Below are 13,245 nucleotides of genomic sequence, written 5' to 3'. Positions count from 1 at the left end.
GGAACAACATGGAAATCGTGATCCTTGGCGGCAGCCGGCAGATCGCCAAACTCGCGGCGGACGCCATAGAGAAACTGATCAGGCGCAAGCCCGGCGCAGTCCTTGGCCTGGCCACGGGGTCCTCTCCCTTGCCTGTCTATGACGAACTGGCGGCCCGGCATGGACAGGGCCTGGACTTCAGCCGCGCCTCCGGCTTTGCCCTGGATGAATACGTGGGCCTGCCCGCGGGCCACCCCGAGTCCTACCGCGAGGTGGTCCGGCGGGAATTCACCAGCCGCGTGAACATTGCGCCCGGGAACGTCCACGGCCCCGATGGAACTGCATCCGACATCCCCGCCGCCTGCGACGCTTACGAGCAAGCCATCACCGCGGCGGGCGGCGTGGACCTGCAGCTGCTGGGCGTGGGCACCGACGGACATATCGGTTTTAACGAACCGGGCTCCTCCTTTGCCTCCCGGACCAGGATCAAGAGCCTGATCGAACAGACCCGCCGCGACAACGCCAGGTTCTTCAACAACCTTGCGGAGGTACCGCACCATGTCATCACCCAGGGACTGGGCACCATCATGGAGGCCAAACATGTGATCCTGGTGGCCACGGGGGCGCAAAAGGCCCGGGCCGTCCGCGACTTCGTGGAGGGACCTGTGGCTGCCATTTGCCCCGCATCCGTCCTGCAGTTCCATCCACACGCCACCGTCCTGCTGGACGAGGCCGCCGCTTCCGGCCTCAAACTGGCAGATTTCTACCGCCACACCTATGAAAACAAGCCTTCGTGGCAGGGACTCTAGCCGCCTTACGCGCGTTGCCGCCGGCGATGAAAAAGTACGACGGCGGCCGGTGCGGGGCCTCCGCGCGGGCGTGCCGCCGTCGAACGCCGGGCCGGGGGAGCGGCTAAGATGGATGCCATGACTAGCATGACGGACCCTCTCGACAACGACCCGATGCGCGAGCTTTCCGGGGCTGGATCGTCCACGGCCACCATTGAGCGCGAGGAACTGCGCCAGGAAGTGGAACCCGGGGACCGGGAGCGCTTTTCGCACTATGTGCGGAAGGAAAAGATCATGGAGTCCGCGCTGACCGGGGAGCCCGTCATCGCCCTGTGCGGCAAGGTCTGGACGCCGGGACGGGATCCGCAGAAGTTCCCGGTCTGCCCCATGTGCAAGGAGGTCTACGAGGGCCTCCGGCCGGGCAATGACGGCGGCAAGGGTCCCGGAGGGGACTCGGGCAGCAACAAGTAGTGACGGAGACGCTCTTTGGCGGTCCCACCCTGCCTCCGGCGTATCCGGAACGCGCAGCCTGGGGAACCGCCCCGAAACTCCGTGCCTGGCAGCAGGAAGCCCTTGACCTTTACCTGAAGAACAGTCCCCGCGACTTCCTTGCGGTGGCAACCCCGGGCGCCGGTAAAACCACCTTCGCGCTGCGCATCGCCTCCACGCTCATCGATTCCGGCGCCGTTAACCGGGTGACCATCGTTGCGCCCACGGACCACCTGAAGCGCCAGTGGGCGGATGCTGCCGCCAAGGTGGGGATCGCCATCGACCCCAACTTCAAGAACTCCGACGGCCAGCACGGCCGCGGCTTCATCGGCGTCGCCGTCACCTATGCCCAGGTGGCCAGCAAACCGCTGCTGCACCGGGCCAAGACTGAAGCTGCCCGGACCCTGGTGATCCTGGACGAGATCCACCACGGCGGCGAAGCCCTGTCCTGGGGCGACGGCCTGCGCGAGGCATTCGATCCCGCCGTGCGCCGCCTGTCGCTGACCGGTACGCCGTTCCGCTCCGACACCTCGCCCATCCCGTTCGTGGAGTACGCCGAGGACCGGGACGGGATCCGGCGCTCCAAGGCCGACTACACCTACGGCTACGGCAACGCGCTCCGGGACCACGTGGTCCGGCCCGTGATGTTCATGGCCTACTCCGGCCAGATGCGCTGGCGCACCAGCGCGGGCGAGGAAATGGCGGCGTCCCTCGGCGAGGCAGCGGTGACCAAGGACATCACCAGCCACGCCTGGCGGACCGCGCTCAATCCCGCGGGGGAGTGGATCCCAGCGGTCCTGGCCGGCGCGGACAAAAGGCTCAGCGAAGTCCGGCGCACCGTCCCGGACGCCGGCGGCCTGGTCATCGCCACCGACCACGAGGACGCCCGGGCCTACGCCGGCCAGCTGAAGAAGATCACCGGCGAGTCGCCCACCGTCATCCTGTCCGACGACGCCAAGGCCTCCAGCAAGATCGAGGAATTCTCCGCCGGCGAAAAGCGCTGGATGGTGGCCGTGCGCATGGTCTCCGAAGGCGTTGACGTGCCCCGGCTGTCGGTCGGCGTATACGCCACCTCGACGTCCACGCCGCTGTTCTTCGCCCAGGCCGTGGGGCGCTTCGTGCGTGCCCGCAAGAGGGGCGAAACGGCGTCGGTCTTCCTGCCGTCCGTTCCCCAGCTGATGGCTCTGGCCAATTCCATGGAGATGGAGCGCGACCACGCCCTGGACCGCCCCGAAAAAGAGGACGGCGACGGGCTTTTCAACCCCGAAGACTCACTGATGGAGGAGGCCAACCGGGAAGAAAAGGCCTCCGACAGCCTCACCAAGGGCAAGTTCGAGGCACTGGACTCCCAGGCCTCCTTTGACCGGGTCCTGTTCGACGGCGGCGAGTTCGGCACCGGCGGCGAGGTAGGGTCCGACGACGAACTGGACTTCCTGGGGATCCCCGGCCTGCTGGACGCCGAGCAGGTGGGTACGCTGCTGCGCCAGCGCCAGCACGAGCAGCTGAACCGGAAGAACCGGAAGGCACCGGCCGCCGCCGAAAGCCAGGCCCCGGCCGTTCCCGACCACCGGATGCTGATGGACCTGCGCAACGAACTGGCCAAGAACGTGGCCGCCTGGGCTGCCCGGACCGGGACGCCCCACGGCGTGGTGCACACTAAACTCCGCACGGTTTGCGGCGGCCCTCCCGTGGCGCAGGCCAACGAGGAGCAGCTGAAGTCGCGGCTGCGCAAGCTCCAGGACTGGTTCGTGGGCCGCAAGTAGCGGCACTCCCAGGAATCAGGCGATGTCCGCCCCGCCGAGTTCCATTTCCGCAACGGCGTCTTCCAGGTCCTCGGCGATGCCGGCGGTCAGCGACCGCAGCACCGTGACACCGTAGCCGGCCTGGACGGCGTCAAGCGCGGTGGCCTTCACGCAGTAGTCGGTGGCAATGCCAACCACCACCACGTCCTCCACGTCGTGGCTCTGCAGCCAGTCATCGAGGCCGATGGCGTCTTCATCGGGCTCGAGGGCCTCCCTGGCGGCGGGCAGGCCGCCGGCGTTCCGTTCCCCGGTGGGAACGGCATCCTCCGGGGCCAGCAGCCCCTCGAAACCTGAGTAGGCGGCGGCGAACTGCCCCTTCCGGAAGTAGGCATCGATGTACTCGGTGTCCAGGTCCGGATGAAGGTCCGCTCCGCGGGTGCCCGCCACGCAGTGCGGCGGCCAGCTCTCCTTGAAGTCGGGTGTGTCCGAGAAGTGGCTGCCGGGGTCCACGTGCCAGTCCTGGGTGGCAACCACATAGTCGTATTCGCTGTTGTGGGCGTCCAGGTACTCGCTGATGGCGCCTGCCACGGCCGCGCCGCCGGGAACGGGGAGCGATCCGCCCTCGCAGAAATCGTTCTGCACGTCCACGATGATCAAAGCGCGGGACATTGGTGCTCCTTAGTTTTCCTCGTAGAGAGTGGGGATGGCGGCCTCGCCGCGCTGCAGGCGGTTGACCACGGACGGCAGCTCGGCCATGGAGTCGGCGTGGCGCTGCCGGGCCCGCAGCACGCCCTCGTGTCCGGTCCAGCCCGGGATTACCTCGCCGTTCTTCATGAACTGCTGCAGCAGCGGACGGTCGTTGCCGTCGTCCTCCGGCCGGTGGCCCACGCCCACCACCTCTGCGGTGGCGGTGCCACGTTCGTCCAGCTTGCGCAGCGCGTACTTGCGCCCGCCCACGCTTGCCTTGTTCTTGGCCGCCTTGGCCACGGACACGAAGTTGCCGTCGTCGTCGGTGCGGCTGACCAGTTTGTAGACCATGCTGGCGGTGGGCGCGCCGGAGCCGGTCACCAGCGACGTTCCCACGCCGTAGGAGTCCACGGGCGCCGACTGCAGGGCAGCGATGGCGTACTCGTCCAGGTCGGACGTCACCACGATCTTGGTGTGGTCGTTGCCGAGGTCGTCCAGCAGCCGCCGGACCCACTGCGCCTGGGCCACCAGGTCGCCGGAGTCCAGGCGGACGGCGCCCAGGCGGGGCCCTGCCAGGTCAACGGCCGTGCGGACGGCCTTTTCGACGTCGTACGTATCCACCAGCAGGGACGTCCCCTCGCCCAGCGAGGCAATCTGGGCCTCGAAGGCCTCCCGTTCAGTGTCGTGCAACAGCGTGAACGAGTGCGCGGCGGTGCCCACGGTCTTCACGCCGTAGCGGATGCCGGCCTCAAGGTTGGAAGTACTGTCAAAGCCGGCAATGATGGCCGCCCGGGCTGACGCTGTGGCGGCCTCCTCGTGGGTGCGCCGCGATCCCATCTCGATGCAGGGCCTGCCACCGGCGGCGCTGACCATCCGGGAAGCCGCTGAAGCGATGGCGGTGTCGTGGTTCAGGACGGACAGCAGGTAGGTCTCCAGAATGCAGGCTTCGGCGAAGGAGGCCTCGACGATCAGGATGGGGGAGTTGGGGAAGTATGCGTCGCCCTCGGCGTAGCCCCAGATGTCGCCCGAAAATTTATAGTTGGCCAGGTACTCCAGCGTCTCCCGGTTCACCACGCGGGTACGCTCCAGGAACTCCAGTTCAGCGTCGCCGAAACGGAACTGCGCAATGCCCTCCAGCAGGCGTCCGGTCCCGGCGACAATGCCGTAGCGCCGGCCGTCGGGCAGCCGCCGCGCGAACGCCTCGAACACCGACCTGCGGTGCGCAGCCCCTGAATGCAGCGACGCCTGCAGCATGGTCAGCTCATAATGGTCGGTGTAAAAGGACGTGCGGGGATGGTCCCAGCCGGCTGAGGTGCTCACGAAAGTCACTCTAGTCCCCACCGGCTCCCGCGTCTCGCTTCGCTTCGCCGCGGGGCCCTCGCCGGTGTGGGCCCACCCACCGGCTCCCGCGTCTCGCTTCGCTTCGCCGCGGGGCCCTCGCCGGYGTGGGCCCACCCTCCCCATAGAATGGACAGATGACCATAAGCGTTGCGCCCGGCCCTGATACACAGGAGGGCATCCGGACCGGCACAGCAGAGTCCACCGACTCCCTGACCGCGCCGGACATTCCCTGGAACCTGGTGATCTGGAACGATCCCGTCAATCTCATGAGCTACGTCAGCTACGTGTTCCAAAGCTACTTTGGCTACTCGGAAACCAAAGCCAACAAGCTCATGATGGAAGTCCACCGGAAGGGCCGGTCCATCGTCGCCTCTGGCAGCAAGGAACAGGTGGAGCGCCACGCCGTGGCCATGCACGGCTTCGGACTCTGGGCCACGGTGGAAAAGGCCAGCGGCGGTCCGGGCGGCAAATCAGGCAAGTCCGGCGGTCCGGGCCAGGGTAAGGGAAAACGTGGCTAAGGCATTCAAATACGGGCTCAAGGGCATCACCGGCTACCTGGAACCGGCTGAACGGGACCTGCTGCGCAGCCTGATCGACGACGTCATTTCCATGCTCCAGCCCGAGGACCGCACCGGGCAGGACCCGCTGGCGGCACTGATCGGCCTGGACATGGAGGTGGCAGAACCCACGGACCGGGCCGTCAAGCGGCTGTTGCCCAACGTTGTCAAGGACGACGGCGACGCGTCCCTTGAGTTCCGCCAGCTCACCGAGCGTTCACTGCGGGAGACAAAGATCGGGGCCCTGCGCGCCGCGGCTTTGGACCTGGACAAGGACGAGATCGTGCTGACCCCCGAGGGGGCGCAGCACTGGTCCATGGCGCTGAACGATGTGCGCCTGGTCCTGGCCGAACGGCTGGACATCCGGGACGAGGCCGACGCCGAGCATGTGCACCGCATGCAGGACTGGTCCCAGGCCGAGGACGTGGAAAGCTATCTGGCCCTGGTCTACAACTTCACCACCTGGCTCCAGGAGTCCCTGGTCCAGGCCCTGCTGCAGTCCATGGAATCCCGCCGGTGAGCCACGGCGGCCAGGGGGAGGCCGTCCGCTGTGACGCAGCAGACATGAGTCGCGGGACACAAGATGATGGCTGACGCTTCCGGGAACACCTATCCTCGAATAATCATGACTACAGCCCCGAGCATGGAACCACCGGCGGAAACACAGCCCACGGACGCCGACAGCGGGTTCCCCGCCGTCGCCCCGGAAACCCGTCCCATCGGCGTCTTCGATTCCGGTGTCGGCGGCCTCACCGTGGCCCGCTCCATCATTGACCAGCTTCCCAACGAGTCGATCCTCTACGTGGGGGACACCGCGCACGGGCCGTACGGGCCGCTCCCCATCGCGGAGGTGCGGGCCAACGCCCTGGGCGTGATGGACGAACTCGTGGACTCCGGCGTCAAGCTGCTGACCATCGCCTGCAACTCGGCGTCGGCCGCTGTCCTCCGGGACGCCCGGGAGCGGTACACCGCCAAGTACGGCATCCCGGTCATCGAAGTCATCCAGCCCGCGGTGCGGCGCGCCGTTGCCGCCACCCGCAGCGGAAGGGTGGGCGTGATCGGCACGTCGGCCACCGTGGGCTCGCGCGCGTATGAGGACACCTTCGCCGCGGCGCCCGACCTGGACATCACCTCTGTCGCCTGCCCGGAGTTCGTCAGCTACGTGGAGGCCGGGATCACCACCGGCCCGGCCCTGCTCGCCGTCGCGGAAGAGTACCTTGCCCCGTTGAAGGCGGCCGGGGTGGACACCGTGGTCCTGGGCTGCACCCACTACCCGCTGCTGACGGGCGTGATTTCCTACGTCATGGGCGCGGATGTCACCCTGGTCTCCAGCGCCGAGGAAACCGCCAAGGACGTGTACCGCGCCCTTGCCACGCACAACCTGCAGCGCACGTCCCCCACCCCGCCCGAGCACCACTTTGTGGCCACCGGCGACGCCGGGCAGTTCGAGGCGCTGGCCCGGCGGTTCCTGGGCCCCGAGGTGCTGTCCGTCCGCCACGTGGACCATGTGGCCGCCCAGTATCCTACGGGCAGCCTGGCGCGGATCACCCCTGAGATGATCGCCGCCGCGCAGGGCGCGCGCGAACGCCCCAGGATCTCCAACTTCGTGGGCGGCGGACTGGCCGACGCTCGCCGCTCCGGAGGACCCGCCCTGTGAAGCTGACCATCGTGGGATGCACGGGCTCGTTCCCCGGGCCCGGCTCGCCGGCGTCGTGCTACCTCCTGACCGCCACCGACGGTGAGCGGTCGTGGAAGGTGGTGATGGACCTTGGCAGCGGCGCGCTGGGGGCCATCCAGCGCTACACGGACCTGGAGGACATCGACGCGATCTTCCTCACCCACCTGCACCCGGACCACTGCATGGACCTGTGCGGGCTGCACGTTGCCATCCGCTGGAAGCCCGGCGGGTGGGGGCGCGGCCGCATTCCCGTGTGGGGCCCCGCCGCCACGGCGGACAGGATGGCCACGGCCTATGGGCTTGACCTGGACCCCGGCATGCATGAGGAGTTCGACTTCACCAACTGGACCGAACGCGAATCCGTCACCGTGGGCCCCTTCACCGTGACGCCCTTCGCGGTCAACCACCCCATTGAGGAGGCCTACGCCCTCCGGGTGGAGGTGGTGGAGCCCGGCAAGGACGGCACGTCGGTGTCCCGGGTCCTGACCTATTCCGGCGACACGGACTCCTGCGCGGGGCTTGAGGAAGCCGCCAAGGACGCGGACCTGTTCCTGTGCGAGGCAGCCTTCGAAGAGGGCCGTGACGCCGGCATCAAGGATGTCCACTTGACCGGCAAGCGGGCGGGGGAGGCTGCAGCGGCGGCCGGTGCCCGGCGGCTCCTGCTGACCCACATCCCGGTATGGACGTCCCAGACCACTGTCATGGCCGAAGCGCGCCCGGTGTTCCCCGGGGACGTGGCCGTTGCCGTAGCGGGCGTGCACTACACCATCTAGCCGCGCCGGCGCCCCGACAAGCCATGCACCGGCACTCGATAAGCTAGGGGCATGACATCTGAAGCAACTGCAGTGCCCATTGTGCGCGCCGACGGCCGTGCCCCGGACCAGCTCCGGCCCATCAGCATCACCCGCGGATGGTCCAACCAGGCTGAGGGATCGGCACTGATCGAGTTCGGCAACACCAGGGTCCTGTGCACGGCGTCGCTGACCCCAGGCGTCCCGCGCTGGCTTAAGGGCGAGGGCCGCGGCTGGGTCACGGCGGAATACGCCATGCTCCCGCGCGCCACCAACACCAGGTCCGACCGCGAATCCGTCAAAGGAAAGATCGGCGGCCGCACCCACGAGATCTCGCGCCTGATCGGGCGCTCGCTGCGCTCCATCATCGACACCAAGGCCCTGGGCGAGAACACGATCGTGCTGGACTGCGACGTCCTGCAGGCCGACGGCGGCACCCGCACGGCGGCCATCACCGGTGCCTACGTGGCACTGGCGGACTCCATCCGGTTCGCCCGCGACAATCAGCTCATCGGCAGGAACGCCCAGCCCATCATCGACACCATCGCGGCGGTGTCCGTGGGCATCATCGACGGGGTTCCCATGCTGGACCTGCCCTATGTCGAGGATGTCCGCGCTGAAACCGACATGAACGTGGTGGTGACCGGCTCCGGCAAGTTCGTGGAGGTGCAGGGCACGGCCGAGGGCGCTCCCTTCGACCGGGCGGAACTGGACCAGCTCCTTGACCTGGCCCTGCTGGGAACCGCCCAACTCGCTGCCATCCAGCGCGAGACCCTGGCGGAATCCCTGTGAGCAGCCCGGCTCCCCGGCTGGTGCTCGCCACGCACAACAAGGGCAAGCTCCGCGAACTCCGTGAGCTGCTGCGCGGGCAGGTGCCAGGGCTCGACGTCGACACCCAGGTGGTGGACGCGGCGGCGGCGGGTGCGCCGGACGTTGCCGAAACCGGCGTGACGTTCGCCGAAAACTCGCTGCTGAAGGCCCGCGCCGTCGCCGGCGCCACCGGCCTGGTGGCCATCGCCGACGACTCCGGGCTGGCCGTGGACGTCATGGGCGGGGCTCCGGGCATCTTCTCCGCCCGCTGGGCAGGACGCCACGGCGACGACGCCGCCAACCTGGAACTGCTGCTGAACCAGCTCTCCGACGTCCCGGACGAACACCGTGGCGCCGCATTCGTGTGCGCCGCCGCGCTGGCCGTGCCCGCTGACGGAGGCGGACCCGGGCGCGAAGTGGTGGAGTACGGGCAGCTTGAGGGGATCCTGCTGCGCGAACCCCGGGGTAGCGGCGGGTTCGGCTACGACCCCGTCCTGCAGCCGGCGGGCGAGGACCGCAGCTGTGCCGAACTGTCCGCCGAGGAAAAGAACGCCATCAGCCACCGCGGCAAGGCCTTCCGGGCCCTCCTGCCGTCCATTGTGGCGGCCCTGGAGGCGGCCCGCTAGGGAACCTTCCTGCCCACAGGCCAGCCAACTTCAAAACGGCCAGCCAACAAAAGAAGGTGCGCATCCCGGCGGGATGCGCACCTTCTTTTGCAGCCTGGCCGGCTTTTACAGTCTGGCCGGGGAAGGCTGCTACTCCGGCCGGCCGCGGTGGCTGTTGCGGGGAGTCTTCCGCTCCTCGTCCGGTTCGTGTTCCTCGATGAACTCGTCCACCGCGTCCGTGCCGTAGGCCTGTGCCTGGCGCTTGGCGGACAGGCCGCGCAGGACCTCGATGCCGATGGGAATCACCGAGACCAGCACAATGGCGATGAAGATGATGTCCAGGTTGTCCCGGACCCACGGAACTTTGTCGCCCAGCAGGTAACCGAGCAGCGTCACACCGCCGCCCCACAGTGCCGCTCCGATGACGTTGTAGAGGAAGAATTTCCTCCTGCTCATTTGCGCCACGCCGACGATCACAGGAACAAAGGTCCGGATGATGGGGACGAAGCGGGCCAGGATCAGTGCTTTGCCGCCGTGCTTTTCAAAGAAGGCGTGCGCATTTTCGACATTCTCGCGCTTGAAGAGCTTGGAGTTTGGCTTGTTGAAGATGGCGGGACCGGCCTTTGAACCGATGAGGTAGCCGGTCTGGTTGCCGATGATGGCCGAGACCACGATCAGGAGGGCCAAAAGCCAGATGTTGAACTTGATGGTGTCCGTGGCCACCAGCAGGCCGGCGGTGAACAGCATGGAGTCTCCGGGGAGGAAGAACCCCACCAGCAGCCCGGTTTCGGCGAAGACGATGCCGCACACCAGCAGGACCACCCAGGGGGCGAGCGCGGGATCGGCCAGGAAGACCTGGGGGTTCAGCCAATCGGGCAGGAAGGAAGCCATTCTTGGCTGGACCGGTCCCGCACCCACCAGCATGGACACAGCGAGGTCATTCATCACAGGAAAGTTCACCTCTCAAGGGTACTTGACCGGTCTGGGAGGCCTGCGGCGGTAAGGTAGGGGCCGTGGGTTTGGACTTTACGGCGATCGACTTCGAAACGGCCAACGGCTTCCGCGGCTCCCCGTGCTCTGTGGGACTGACGAAGGTAAGGGGCGGGGAAATCGTCGCAGAGGCCTCCTGGCTGATGCGCCCCCCGGCCGGTTATGACCACTTTGACCATCACAACGTCCGGATCCACGGCATCACGGCTGCGGATGTTGCCGGAAGGCCCCGTTTTGGGGAGTTGTTCCCGGAGATTGGCGCGTTCATCGGCGACGACGTGCTTGCAGCCCACAATGCCGCCTTTGACCTGGGCGTGATCCGCTCGGCGCTGGAGGTATCGGGCCTGCCCGGTCCCGCCTACGACTACGTCTGCACCGTCATGCTGTCCCGGCGCTGCTACTCGCTCGTCTCCAACTCGCTTCCCTTCGCCGCCGAGGAAGCGGGCGTACCGCTGGTCAACCACCACGACGCCGCCGAGGACGCCCGCGCCTGCGCCGGGATCCTCGTCGACATCGCCGCGCGCAACGGTGCCAACAGCATCGCCGAACTCTTCCTCTCCCTGGGGCTGGCCATGCCGCACCAGCAGGCCTTCGATCCCGCCTCGGGCGACCTGTCGAAGCCAAGCGTGGCGGCCATGGCTGCTGCGTCCGGCAACGGTGCCGCACTGGTGCGCCGGTTCCAGTCCGGCTGGCCCGAGGAAGGGCTGAACCCGGAACCCAACCTGGACGCCGAGCCAGGCCATCCGTTGTACGCGCAGACGGTGGTATTCACCGGGCAGCTCTCCATTGCCCGTCCGGAAGCGAAGCTGCGCTCGGCCAGGTGCGGTGCCCGGACGGAAAGCCGGGTCACCGGCCGTACCACCGTGCTGGTGGTGGGGGATGGCTTCGTTGCCTCAGACCTGCGCTCCGGCAGGCTCACCGGCAAGGCGCGCCGCGTCCTGGAGCTCCATGAGAGGGGACAAGCCATCGAAGTGCTGTCCGAGGGTGAGTTCCTCCAGATGGTGGGCAACGGGGACGCCCTGCACGCCGACCCCGGGGAAACCTGGGACGGCGCCCGCGCGACTGCCGTCAGCGCCTGACGCGGCCGGCACTCAAAGGCGCGCCCGCTTCATGCGGCGCAACACAGCTTGGCAGCCCTGCCACAGGCTCCTAGCCTTGCCATATGGCGTCCCTGTTCGCTTTTCCCAATCCCGTCAACGAGTACGCCGCCCGTGTCACGGCAGCGCTCGTGGTGCTGCTCGCCGTCGTCACCGCCTTGGCGGGCTCCGGGTGGGGGCTGCTGGCCATCTCCATCGGGTTCTGGCTGCGTCTGCTCTTCGGCCCGCGGATTTCACCCCTGGCGCTGCTCTCAGTCAAGGTCATCACTCCGCGGCTGGGAAAGGTAAGACTTGTGCCGGGGCCACCCAAGCGCTTTGCCCAGGGGATAGGTGCTGCCGTATCCACCGCGGCGCTGCTCCTGTTCGCCGCAGGTGCAGCAGCCGCAGCCTGGACCCTCCTGGGGATCCTGGTGGTGGCAGCCTCCCTGGAGGCCTTCGCCGGGTTCTGCCTGGGGTGCGCCATCTTCGGGTTCCTGCAGCGCCGCGGGCTGGTCCCCGAAGACGTCTGCGAGGCCTGCAACAACATCAGCCTTCGCCGGTTGTGACCTTCACCAACTGATTGGCCATGCCGCGGACCACCCCGGGCGCTTCCAGGGCCCCGAGCCACTGCGCCGGCAGGCAGTCTTCCCCATAGAAGGCGCCCAGGATGTTCCCTGCCAGCGAGCCCGTGGTACTGCTGGGGCCGTCATGGTTCACGGCCAGAACAACAGCGTCCCGGAAATGCCGGCCCGGCCCGGCGTCCGCGTCGTCAGCGGGCAACGTGGCCAGGACTGCATACAGTGCGACGGCGAGTGCCTCCTCCGCCATCCGGCCCCCGCCAAGCACGTGGACCAGTTCCTCCGGGGCAACGATTGCCTTGTCGGCGAGACGAAGGGCGGCCTCAAGCCTCTCCGGGAGCTCCGGCGCCACGTCCGGGAGGGTGGCCGCGTGCGCCGCCACCGCGGCAGCGGCGTCCCGCAGCGCCTCGCCGGACACGAGCTTATGGATCAGGAGACTGAAGATTCCGGCGCTCTGGCGGGCGGAAGGGTGCCCGTGCGTGAGGGAGGCGGCATCGGAACTGAGCTTGTAGACGGCGTCGGGCGCAATATGTGGAATAAGCCCGAACGGCGCCGAACGCATCACCGTGCCGGCGCCTTTGGCCTCGGGGTTGACGGGGCGGACCGACGTGCCCATCTCGCCGGAGGCCAGCCCGGTGATGCAGTCCTGCTCCGGATGCCGGCGCTGCCGCAGCACCTCGTTGCCGTCGATCCAGCGGGGCTGGGGTGCGGGCGCTGAAGCCCCGGCGTCTTCGCCCTGGTTGGCCAGCCAGCGCAGGTACGCCAGCCAGAGGCAGGCGTTCACATCCGCACCCACCCCGTCGTTGGCCCACTCCAACGCCTCCACCAGCCCGTCCACGGTATACAGGGTCAGCTGCGTGTCGTCGGAAAAAGGCCAGGAACCGGACAGAGCGTCAAACCCGGTCAGGCCCCGGGCTCCGAAGCGCCGGCGGATGGCGCCGATGGAATCAGCCTCCACCGCATACCCCAGTGCATCCCCCAGCGCCCCGCCCAGCAGCGCACCATGGATCCGGGACTTGAGGGTGGGCACAGGGGTTCCGCGGTCGATGCTCATGAAGTAAATTTACCGTCCGAAAACCGGTCCCGCCGCCTGGTCCCATCCGTCCCGCCGGCCATTGCGCACGGCTGGTGTCC

15 protein-coding genes are annotated in these 13,245 nt (G+C 67.8%); 11 read left to right on the top strand and 4 right to left on the bottom strand.

Annotated elements, in window-relative coordinates:
- Positions 1 to 8: 8 nt before the first annotated feature.
- The 3 genes from nagB (at position 9) to ASG79_RS01585 (ending at position 3,019) form a co-directional block, all read left to right on the top strand.
- Positions 9 to 788, top strand: coding sequence for a glucosamine-6-phosphate deaminase (nagB, locus tag ASG79_RS01595; RefSeq protein ID WP_056387972.1), 780 nt, complete (start codon positions 9 to 11; stop codon positions 786 to 788).
- 108 nt (positions 789 to 896) lie between these two features.
- Complete coding sequence (locus tag ASG79_RS01590; RefSeq protein ID WP_026265633.1) at positions 897 to 1,238, top strand: DUF3039 domain-containing protein; 342 nt, start codon at positions 897 to 899, stop codon at positions 1,236 to 1,238.
- The gene (locus ASG79_RS01585; protein ID WP_018768383.1) at positions 1,238 to 3,019 is read left to right on the top strand and encodes a DEAD/DEAH box helicase; all 1,782 of its coding nucleotides are present in this window, start codon (positions 1,238 to 1,240) and stop codon (positions 3,017 to 3,019) included. The genes ASG79_RS01590 and ASG79_RS01585 overlap by 1 nt, the downstream gene beginning before the upstream one ends.
- A gap of 15 nt (positions 3,020 to 3,034) precedes the next feature.
- Here the strand turns inward: ASG79_RS01585 and ASG79_RS01580 are convergent, their stop codons facing one another.
- Both ASG79_RS01580 and ASG79_RS01575 read right to left on the bottom strand, forming a co-directional pair.
- Complete coding sequence (locus tag ASG79_RS01580; protein WP_018768382.1) at positions 3,035 to 3,667, bottom strand: isochorismatase family protein; 633 nt, start codon at positions 3,665 to 3,667, stop codon at positions 3,035 to 3,037.
- Between the two features lie 9 nt (positions 3,668 to 3,676).
- Positions 3,677 to 5,005 (bottom strand): nicotinate phosphoribosyltransferase, encoded by a 1,329-nt coding sequence (locus tag ASG79_RS01575; protein ID WP_056387970.1) that lies wholly within the window; start codon positions 5,003 to 5,005, stop codon positions 3,677 to 3,679.
- Between the two features lie 155 nt (positions 5,006 to 5,160).
- On the opposite strand from ASG79_RS01575, the gene clpS reads away from it, so the two are divergent.
- The 6 genes from clpS to rdgB all read left to right on the top strand — a co-directional run bounded on the left by clpS (position 5,161) and on the right by rdgB (position 9,488).
- Entirely contained in the window at positions 5,161 to 5,544 is a 384-nt protein-coding gene (gene clpS / locus ASG79_RS01570) for an ATP-dependent Clp protease adapter ClpS (RefSeq protein ID WP_018768380.1), read from the top strand.
- Positions 5,537 to 6,103: a DUF2017 domain-containing protein gene (locus ASG79_RS01565; protein ID WP_056387968.1), complete on the top strand. Its 567-nt coding sequence runs from the start codon at positions 5,537 to 5,539 to the stop codon at positions 6,101 to 6,103. Before clpS ends, ASG79_RS01565 begins: the two co-directional genes overlap by 8 nt.
- A 123-nt stretch (positions 6,104 to 6,226) precedes the next feature.
- Positions 6,227 to 7,240 carry a glutamate racemase gene (murI, locus tag ASG79_RS01560; protein WP_018768378.1) on the top strand — a complete coding sequence of 338 codons (1,014 nt, stop codon included), beginning with the start codon at positions 6,227 to 6,229 and terminating at the stop codon, positions 7,238 to 7,240.
- Positions 7,237 to 8,034, top strand: a complete 798-nt coding sequence (locus ASG79_RS01555; RefSeq protein ID WP_018768377.1) for an MBL fold metallo-hydrolase — start codon at positions 7,237 to 7,239, stop codon at positions 8,032 to 8,034. Before murI ends, ASG79_RS01555 begins: the two co-directional genes overlap by 4 nt.
- A gap of 51 nt (positions 8,035 to 8,085) precedes the next feature.
- A complete protein-coding gene (rph, locus tag ASG79_RS01550) occupies positions 8,086 to 8,844 on the top strand; it encodes a ribonuclease PH (RefSeq protein ID WP_026265632.1) in 759 nt (252 codons plus the stop codon).
- The gene (rdgB, locus tag ASG79_RS01545) at positions 8,841 to 9,488 is read left to right on the top strand and encodes an RdgB/HAM1 family non-canonical purine NTP pyrophosphatase (RefSeq protein WP_018768375.1); all 648 of its coding nucleotides are present in this window, start codon (positions 8,841 to 8,843) and stop codon (positions 9,486 to 9,488) included. The genes rph and rdgB overlap by 4 nt, the downstream gene beginning before the upstream one ends.
- Before the next feature lie 129 nt (positions 9,489 to 9,617).
- Here rdgB and ASG79_RS01540 read toward each other — a convergent pair whose 3' ends face one another.
- Positions 9,618 to 10,412, bottom strand: a complete 795-nt coding sequence (locus ASG79_RS01540) for a DedA family protein (RefSeq protein ID WP_043424767.1) — start codon at positions 10,410 to 10,412, stop codon at positions 9,618 to 9,620.
- Positions 10,413 to 10,480: 68 nt separating this feature from the next.
- Here ASG79_RS01540 and ASG79_RS01535 point away from each other — a divergent pair, with 68 nt between their 5' ends.
- Both ASG79_RS01535 and ASG79_RS01530 read left to right on the top strand, forming a co-directional pair.
- Positions 10,481 to 11,536 (top strand): exonuclease domain-containing protein, encoded by a 1,056-nt coding sequence (locus ASG79_RS01535; protein WP_056387966.1) that lies wholly within the window; start codon positions 10,481 to 10,483, stop codon positions 11,534 to 11,536.
- 83 nt (positions 11,537 to 11,619) lie between these two features.
- Positions 11,620 to 12,099, top strand: a complete 480-nt coding sequence (locus ASG79_RS01530; RefSeq protein ID WP_056387964.1) for a DUF4395 domain-containing protein — start codon at positions 11,620 to 11,622, stop codon at positions 12,097 to 12,099.
- Here the strand turns inward: ASG79_RS01530 and ASG79_RS01525 are convergent.
- Entirely contained in the window at positions 12,080 to 13,165 is a 1,086-nt protein-coding gene (locus ASG79_RS01525; RefSeq protein ID WP_056387963.1) for an ADP-ribosylglycohydrolase family protein, read from the bottom strand. The two genes, ASG79_RS01530 and ASG79_RS01525, sit on opposite strands and share 20 nt — an antisense overlap.
- Between the last annotated feature and the right edge of the window lie 80 nt (positions 13,166 to 13,245).

Source organism: Arthrobacter sp. Soil761, assembly GCF_001428325.1.
Taxonomy (GTDB): Bacteria; Actinomycetota; Actinomycetes; order Actinomycetales; family Micrococcaceae; genus Arthrobacter.
Note: the sequence above shows the minus strand (reverse complement) of the source record. Positions and strands in the feature narration are given on the sequence as shown.

Excerpts from the sequence above, each read along its gene's own strand:
- rph (WP_026265632.1), top strand. The coding sequence starts at position 8,086 with ATGACATCTGAAGCAACTGCAGTGCCCATTGTGCGCGCCGACGGCCGT.
- ASG79_RS01530 (WP_056387964.1), top strand. The coding sequence starts at position 11,620 with ATGGCGTCCCTGTTCGCTTTTCCCAATCCCGTCAACGAGTACGCCGCC.
- ASG79_RS01590 (WP_026265633.1), top strand. The coding sequence starts at position 897 with ATGGATGCCATGACTAGCATGACGGACCCTCTCGACAACGACCCGATG.
- clpS (WP_018768380.1), top strand. The coding sequence starts at position 5,161 with ATGACCATAAGCGTTGCGCCCGGCCCTGATACACAGGAGGGCATCCGG.
- ASG79_RS01525 (WP_056387963.1), bottom strand. The coding sequence starts at position 13,165 with ATGAGCATCGACCGCGGAACCCCTGTGCCCACCCTCAAGTCCCGGATC.
- nagB (WP_056387972.1), top strand. The coding sequence starts at position 9 with ATGGAAATCGTGATCCTTGGCGGCAGCCGGCAGATCGCCAAACTCGCG.
- ASG79_RS01580 (WP_018768382.1), bottom strand. The coding sequence starts at position 3,667 with ATGTCCCGCGCTTTGATCATCGTGGACGTGCAGAACGATTTCTGCGAG.
- murI (WP_018768378.1), top strand. The coding sequence starts at position 6,227 with ATGGAACCACCGGCGGAAACACAGCCCACGGACGCCGACAGCGGGTTC.
- ASG79_RS01540 (WP_043424767.1), bottom strand. The coding sequence starts at position 10,412 with ATGAATGACCTCGCTGTGTCCATGCTGGTGGGTGCGGGACCGGTCCAG.